Here is a 5,683-nt window from a genome sequence, read left to right as displayed (position 1 = left end):
GCACGAAATCATGACCGCAAACGCAAAATCCGACATCCGCCAAACGATCACGGACAAGATCATCGCCATGCTGGAGAAGGGCGGGAACGAAGCGCGCGAGCGCTGGACGCGTGCGGCGCAACGTGGCTTTCCGCGCAACGGCAAGACCGGCGCAGCGTATAACGGCGTCAACGTCCTGATCCTCTGGGATGCCGCCATCGAGGCCGGGTTTGCGTCGAATGTCTGGATGACGTACAAGCAGGCCGAGAGCATGGGCGCGCACGTGCGCAAGGGCGAAAAGGGCGTGATGTGCGCGTACTTCGAAATGGTCGCGCGCAAGAACGCGAAGCCCGCAGAGGGCGCGGCCGAGGGTGAGGGCAAGGGTGAATTTTTCCCCATGTGCAAAGCGTTTTGGGTCTTTAACGTGGCGCAGATCGACGGCCTGCCGGAGTCGTTCTACGCACCCGCCGAGAAGGCGGCCGACTTCAACCCGATCGACACGGCCGAGGCCATTCTCGCCGCGAGCGGGGCGAAGATCGCGCACGGGTTCGACGGCGCGTTCTACACGCCTTCGCGCGATCAAATCTGCCTGCCCGCCCGTGAGCGGTTCACCAGCCCGGAAAACTACTATGCGACCGCGCTGCATGAACTGACGCACTGGACGGGCCACGAAAGCCGCCTTGCGCGCGAGTACGGCAAGCGCTTCGGCGACGATGCCTACGCGTTTGAAGAACTCGTTGCAGAGCTTGGCGCGGCTTTCGTCGTCGGTCACGTCGGTTTCGTCAATGCCACCATCGAGAACCACGCCGCGTATCTCGAAAGCTGGCTCAAGGTGCTCAAGAACGACAAGACCGCGATCTTTACGGCAGCGAAGCACGCGGGGCAGGCTTACGAATTCATCATCGCGAAGCACGCGGGCGAGCAGCCGCAGAGCGCGGCCGACAGCGAAGCGGCAGCGCCGCTTGAAGTGATCGAATGAACCAGCGGGGCCGCCGCGAGGCGGCCCGCTACCTGATCGAGGGGTGATGACATGGCGGGCGATCAATGGAAGGCCGAACCGAGCGGGTACGGCTGGACCCACTGCAGCGCAGACGGCAGGCCGACCGGATGGGTGATCGGCCTCTATCGCATCGACGGCGTGCCGACTTACATGCTCTGGAACGGCGGGGAGACGCAGGGCCGGTTTACCGGCCCGGAGGGGCTTGAGCAGGCCAAGGCGAGGCGGGCAGAGGTTGCGCGGCCGGGAGCCGCCGAAGCGTGACCAGCGCCCGCCAGGGCGGGCGAGACTGAGGACGGCGCCGGCGACCGGCGCCGGTCGGTCGGACGCCTCGTCTATTTCACTATACATTTCTATATACGGTTGCTAGAATGAGAGTAACCGCTATCCGGTGGAGGTTGTATGAGTCACTTTTCGATTGCAGACATCGAGCGCGCCATCAATCACTGGCGCGAGCGCCGACCATCGCCGGATGGCATCGTGCTTTGCGCCGAGGCGAACGCGCTCGCGCCGATCTACGCGACGATGATTGTCGAGCGCATGGCGTCGGTCGATGCGGCGGGCCTGCGGCCCGACCAGATCGCGGCCTTGCGGGCCGCACTTACCTAGCGATTACACACACATGGCATCCGCGAAAATTCCACGTCTCACGCCCGCTCAGTTCAAGAAGCTCGTCGCGCACATGCGCGACGTGCGCGCCAACACGCGCGGGCGGCCGTTGTCTGAAAAAACTGAAGTGCTCGCGCGCGCGGTGCTCGTGGATGGCATGGGCTACCAGCAGGCCGCAAACGAGTACGGCTCAGGCAACAAGTCAGCCGCGTATCAGGCAGTCAAGCTGCTGATGCAGTACTACGGCGAGGACGGCATGACGGCTCGCGTATACGAGGGCACGCCCGAACTGTTCCAGCAGTTCGACAAGGTAGCCGCGAAGTTCAAGCCGAAGGGAAGTTAGCCATGAAACACGAGGTCGAGGCACGCATATATGGCGTGATTGGCGCTTTGACTTTGGCGGTCATCGCGGCGTTGAGCCATAAGGGCATGGCAGTAACTGCCTTGGCCGCGATGATCGGGGGCGGGGCGATGTACGTGTCGACCAGAGGTTGGAAGGGCTAGGGCGCATCGCCGCTGCGCGGCGACCGGGCTGCTCCGGGTTCGCGCATTCGCGCTCATCCCCGCTGCGCGGGGACTGCTGCGCAGCCCTGCGAATCCCTTGCGCAGCCCGCGTTTCGCGGGCGAAACCATCGGTGATCGTGAGTCCGTGGCCGCGTGCTGTCCTGCGGCGGGCTACGGGGTCGCGCTGCGCGCGAGGTCTACCGACCCGGCCCCTACCGCCGCACCCTGCCCGTGCGGGCAGGGCGAGGGACGGCAGCACGCGGAGATAGCTTGGGCCGGGTGCGAAGGCCCTGTTTGGCTTGCAAGAGGGTGGTCAGCCTGACGGCTATCGCGATTGGTTTTCGGTATCACGGCGCGGGCGCAATAAAAAACTTTTCTATTGATTTCTATATACATTTCTATATACGTCGCCTATACTTGAGTCATGGTGATCGAGACGGTTGCCGGTGATCGGAGGGCTTGAAAATGCGTGGTCTGGATATTTGTGTCGAGTACGCAAACGCGCACAATGCGCTGAGTCTCGATCCGGCAAACCGCTCGAAAATCAAGGCCGTATTGCGTGACGCAGTTGAGCAGGGGATGACGGACTTCCGCGATGGCGAGTGCATTGTCCCGGCCATGTTCGCGGGCGTTCCCGAGCTGGTGACGGCATGGAGCAACGGTTATCACGCGGCGATGATCGAGGCATGTGAGGCGCGGGCCGTACCGGCTCGCTGAGTAAGGGTAACGGTGTTGGTAACAGTCAACTAGAAGGAGAGGACATCATGGCATCGGTAAACAAGGTCATTCTCGTGGGTAATCTCGGCGCTGATCCGGAAGTGCGCTATATGCCGAGCGGCGATGCGGTCGCGAATATCCGGCTCGCGACGACGGATCGCTACAAGGACAAGGCGAGCGGCGAGTTCAAGGAAGTGACCGAGTGGCACCGCGTCGCATTCTTCGGCCGCCTAGCGGAAATCGTCAGCGAGTACCTGAAAAAGGGTTCGTCGGTGTACATCGAGGGGCGACTCCGCACGCGCAAGTGGCAGGGGCAGGACGGCCAAGACCGCTACTCGACCGAGATCGTTGCCGACCAGATGCAGATGCTCGGCGGGCGCAGCACGGGCGGTAAGGGCGGCCAAGGGCAGGGCGACGGCCCGCCCCCGATGGACGATCCGGAATCGGACGATATCCCGTTCTGATTCGAACTCCGAAGCATCGCGCGGTTCGCCGCGCGGTGCAGTTTCGCCCGCGAAACTAGCGGGCTTTCAAGATAAGACGAGGTGAATATGCGGTCATTAGGGAATGTTCTAGGGGCCGGGTTTTTGGGCCTGATTGTCGCGGGCGTGCTCGCGTTCGCGATGCACTCGCTCGGGACGTTCGTGGAGGCAATGCCGCCGCTCCCGTGGGCGATTGGTGTGGCGCTGCTCGTCGTGGCGCTCGTGATCGGTTTCACGCGTGGCCGGTTCTTCGGGTTGGGTTTCGTGGTCGTGTGGGCGCTCGGCATCGGGTTCGCGATGGTGATGGGGCAGGGCGCGGACGCGACGCCGATGCGCGATGCGATCTACAGCGCGATTCCGTGGACGTTCGTGGCGTGCTGCGCGTTCGCTTGCGTGCTTAACGGGACAGTGTGAGTGCGGTTATGACGATGATTAAGGCGATATGCGTATGTGTAATCGTGGCAATTCTCGTGTGGCTGTATTTCCATGTTCAAGACCCGGCGTTTATTACTGGTCGATAGGCCGTGTTTAAGAGGGCAATATGCAAAACCATCGTGTCAGGATCGCTGCGGCGCTTGCGGCCTTCCTCGTGGCGAGTCTGTTTTCCGGGCTGCTGCTCGCGGGCGTGCGGTTCTCGAGCGCGGTTCTGTTGACGGGCTTTCCGGGCATACTGGCCGTGCATGTGGTCGTGTGGCGGCTCGTGGGGGTAGATCTGTTTCGCGCCGTGCTCCGGCGCTATGGTGGTAATCAGAGAGGGCAGAGCAATGAAACCTGAGAGTATCGAGGCGCGCATCGACGCGCGCGACTACCTGACGCTGATCGACGTCGGGCATCCGGGCGGGCGCACGTCGCTCGCGCAGGCCAGCGCCGCGCGCCCGCCCGCCTGCCCGCAGTGCGACGGGCCGCTGATCCAGCCGACTCGACGCGGCAAGTCGGCACAGCCGCTTTGGTGCGGGAAGTGCGAACGCGGCTTCGACTGGTGCGCGCTCGATGCGCGGCTCCGGCGTGAACTATCGACCAGATAACCGGAGGGCACGAAATCATGGCCGCAGCGAACGCAAAACGGCCGATCTTCTGGTGGATTGGGCTGGGCGTGTGGATCATCGCGCTATATCTGCTTATTACCACCTTGGCCAGATATACGGCGTGGGTGCATGGCGAGGATATGGAGCGGTCGGTCTGCGCGCGGCCCGATGAACCGTACACCCGCGAGGACATCGACGTGGCTATCGCGCATGGTCTGCTGGAAGACGAGGACTGTGCTGCGGCCCGAAAGCGTTGGGGTAAGGCGGCCCGGTAGTAGGTAGTGTGTTAAGCCATCGAGGGGCGACGCCTCACTTTCAACGAAATGGCATATTTTGTTGAAAGTCTCGCGGGACAGGCACGACAGCACGCGGCTCCGGCCGCTTTTTATTGGTAGTCACTTTCAACAAAATATTGAGAGGATCGAATCATGCAAAAAACCTTTCCAGTTGGCCCGCTCGGATGCCTCATGATCCTTTGCGGTGTGATCGGCATGAATGCCGCCCCGGCCAAGACGGCATCCGTAGGCGGTGCCGGGGTCTATCTCAACGTGCCGTTTCACATCGGATTCATGTTCCTGACCGTGCTCGGCGTGTTCCTCGTGCTCTACGCCATCGCGCGCGGGCGCTAACCATGAGCCGCCGCAAGCACGTCTACGAGCCGGAGGTGGCCCGCATGATGGAGGCGGCCAAGCAGGGCCGCCACGCGGCTCGCGACCGCTGCCTGATCGCCGTGACGTTCCGCCACGGCCTACGCGCGAGCGAGGCCGCTGGCCTCGACCTGTCCGATATCGACGCGGACGGTTGGCGTATCTCGGTTCATCGCCTCAAGCGCGGCCTGTCGGGCATTCATCCGATGCGAGCGCCCGAGCCGCGCCTCGCGCAGGCTTGGCTACGCGATCGCGCCAAGCTCGCCAGTCCGGGCGAGAAGGCGTTTTTCGTGACCGAGCGCGGCGGTCGGATGACGCGGCACCAGGTCTACTACCTGATCCGTCGATACGGCGAACTCGCGGGCCTGCCGGTGTTGGTTCGGCCGCACATGCTGCGCCACGGGTGCGGCTTCGCGCTTGCCGACCAAGGCGCGGATACGCGGCTGATTCAGGACTATCTAGGCCATCGGTCGATACAGAACACCGTGATCTACACGGCCAGCAACGCCGCGCGATTCGAGAAGCTATGGAGGTAAGGCGTGAGCTACAAACTGAATTCACGCGCCCGCAAGATGCTTGAGAACGCGGGCGCGGATGATGTGGGCGACACGTGGGTTTCGTTCATGGCAGTAACTATTCCGCTGTCGAGCAGGGCCTGTAAAGAGTTGAATGAACAGGCAAACGATGACCCGGATACGTTGCCGGATGATCGGGAGTAGTTGT

13 protein-coding genes and 1 pseudogene are annotated in these 5,683 nt (G+C 62.8%); all 14 read left to right on the top strand.

Translation table 11 applies throughout. The features are described from left to right. Positions 1–958: ArdC family protein (locus tag U4Y91_RS36375; RefSeq protein WP_321809099.1), on the top strand; the 958-nt coding region annotated here is incomplete at its 5' end. A gap of 51 nt (positions 959–1,009) precedes the next feature. Then, on the top strand, positions 1,010–1,240 hold the full coding sequence (locus tag U4Y91_RS36370; RefSeq protein WP_321809098.1) for a hypothetical protein: 231 nt from the start codon (positions 1,010–1,012) through the stop codon (positions 1,238–1,240). Between the two features lie 138 nt (positions 1,241–1,378). Then, on the top strand, positions 1,379–1,585 hold the full coding sequence (locus U4Y91_RS36365) for a DUF3717 domain-containing protein (RefSeq protein ID WP_050609930.1): 207 nt from the start codon (positions 1,379–1,381) through the stop codon (positions 1,583–1,585). Positions 1,586–1,598: 13 nt separating this feature from the next. Then, positions 1,599–1,928, top strand: a complete 330-nt coding sequence (locus U4Y91_RS36360; protein ID WP_321809097.1) for a hypothetical protein — start codon at positions 1,599–1,601, stop codon at positions 1,926–1,928. A gap of 2 nt (positions 1,929–1,930) precedes the next feature. Then, positions 1,931–2,089, top strand: coding sequence for a hypothetical protein (locus U4Y91_RS36355; RefSeq protein ID WP_321809096.1), 159 nt, complete (start codon positions 1,931–1,933; stop codon positions 2,087–2,089). 465 nt (positions 2,090–2,554) lie between these two features. Continuing rightward, positions 2,555–2,806, top strand: a complete 252-nt coding sequence (locus U4Y91_RS36350; protein ID WP_321809095.1) for a hypothetical protein — start codon at positions 2,555–2,557, stop codon at positions 2,804–2,806. Positions 2,807–2,853: 47 nt separating this feature from the next. After that, positions 2,854–3,225: pseudogene (locus U4Y91_RS36345) on the top strand (single-stranded DNA-binding protein); the annotation flags it as partial. Positions 3,226–3,393: 168 nt separating this feature from the next. Further along, on the top strand, positions 3,394–3,702 hold the full coding sequence (locus U4Y91_RS36340) for a hypothetical protein (protein ID WP_321809094.1): 309 nt from the start codon (positions 3,394–3,396) through the stop codon (positions 3,700–3,702). A gap of 127 nt (positions 3,703–3,829) precedes the next feature. Then, positions 3,830–4,063 carry a hypothetical protein gene (locus U4Y91_RS36335; RefSeq protein ID WP_321809093.1) on the top strand — a complete coding sequence of 78 codons (234 nt, stop codon included), beginning with the start codon at positions 3,830–3,832 and terminating at the stop codon, positions 4,061–4,063. Next, positions 4,053–4,313, top strand: coding sequence for a hypothetical protein (locus U4Y91_RS36330; RefSeq protein ID WP_321809092.1), 261 nt, complete (start codon positions 4,053–4,055; stop codon positions 4,311–4,313). The genes U4Y91_RS36335 and U4Y91_RS36330 overlap by 11 nt, the downstream gene beginning before the upstream one ends. Positions 4,314–4,330: 17 nt before the next feature. Then, the gene (locus U4Y91_RS36325; RefSeq protein ID WP_321809091.1) at positions 4,331–4,588 is read left to right on the top strand and encodes a hypothetical protein; all 258 of its coding nucleotides are present in this window, start codon (positions 4,331–4,333) and stop codon (positions 4,586–4,588) included. Between the two features lie 153 nt (positions 4,589–4,741). Next, positions 4,742–4,942 carry a hypothetical protein gene (locus U4Y91_RS36320; RefSeq protein WP_321809090.1) on the top strand — a complete coding sequence of 67 codons (201 nt, stop codon included), beginning with the start codon at positions 4,742–4,744 and terminating at the stop codon, positions 4,940–4,942. Between the two features lie 2 nt (positions 4,943–4,944). Beyond that, entirely contained in the window at positions 4,945–5,496 is a 552-nt protein-coding gene (locus U4Y91_RS36315) for a tyrosine-type recombinase/integrase (RefSeq protein WP_321809089.1), read from the top strand. Positions 5,497–5,499: 3 nt separating this feature from the next. After that, a complete protein-coding gene (locus U4Y91_RS36310) occupies positions 5,500–5,679 on the top strand; it encodes a hypothetical protein (protein ID WP_321809088.1) in 180 nt (59 codons plus the stop codon). The last annotated feature ends 4 nt before the right edge of the window (positions 5,680–5,683 follow it).

This window comes from Burkholderia sp. BCC1993, from assembly GCF_905339865.1.
In the GTDB taxonomy this organism is placed as follows: domain Bacteria; phylum Pseudomonadota; class Gammaproteobacteria; order Burkholderiales; family Burkholderiaceae; genus Burkholderia.
This window is presented reverse-complemented; position numbering and strand designations above follow the sequence as displayed.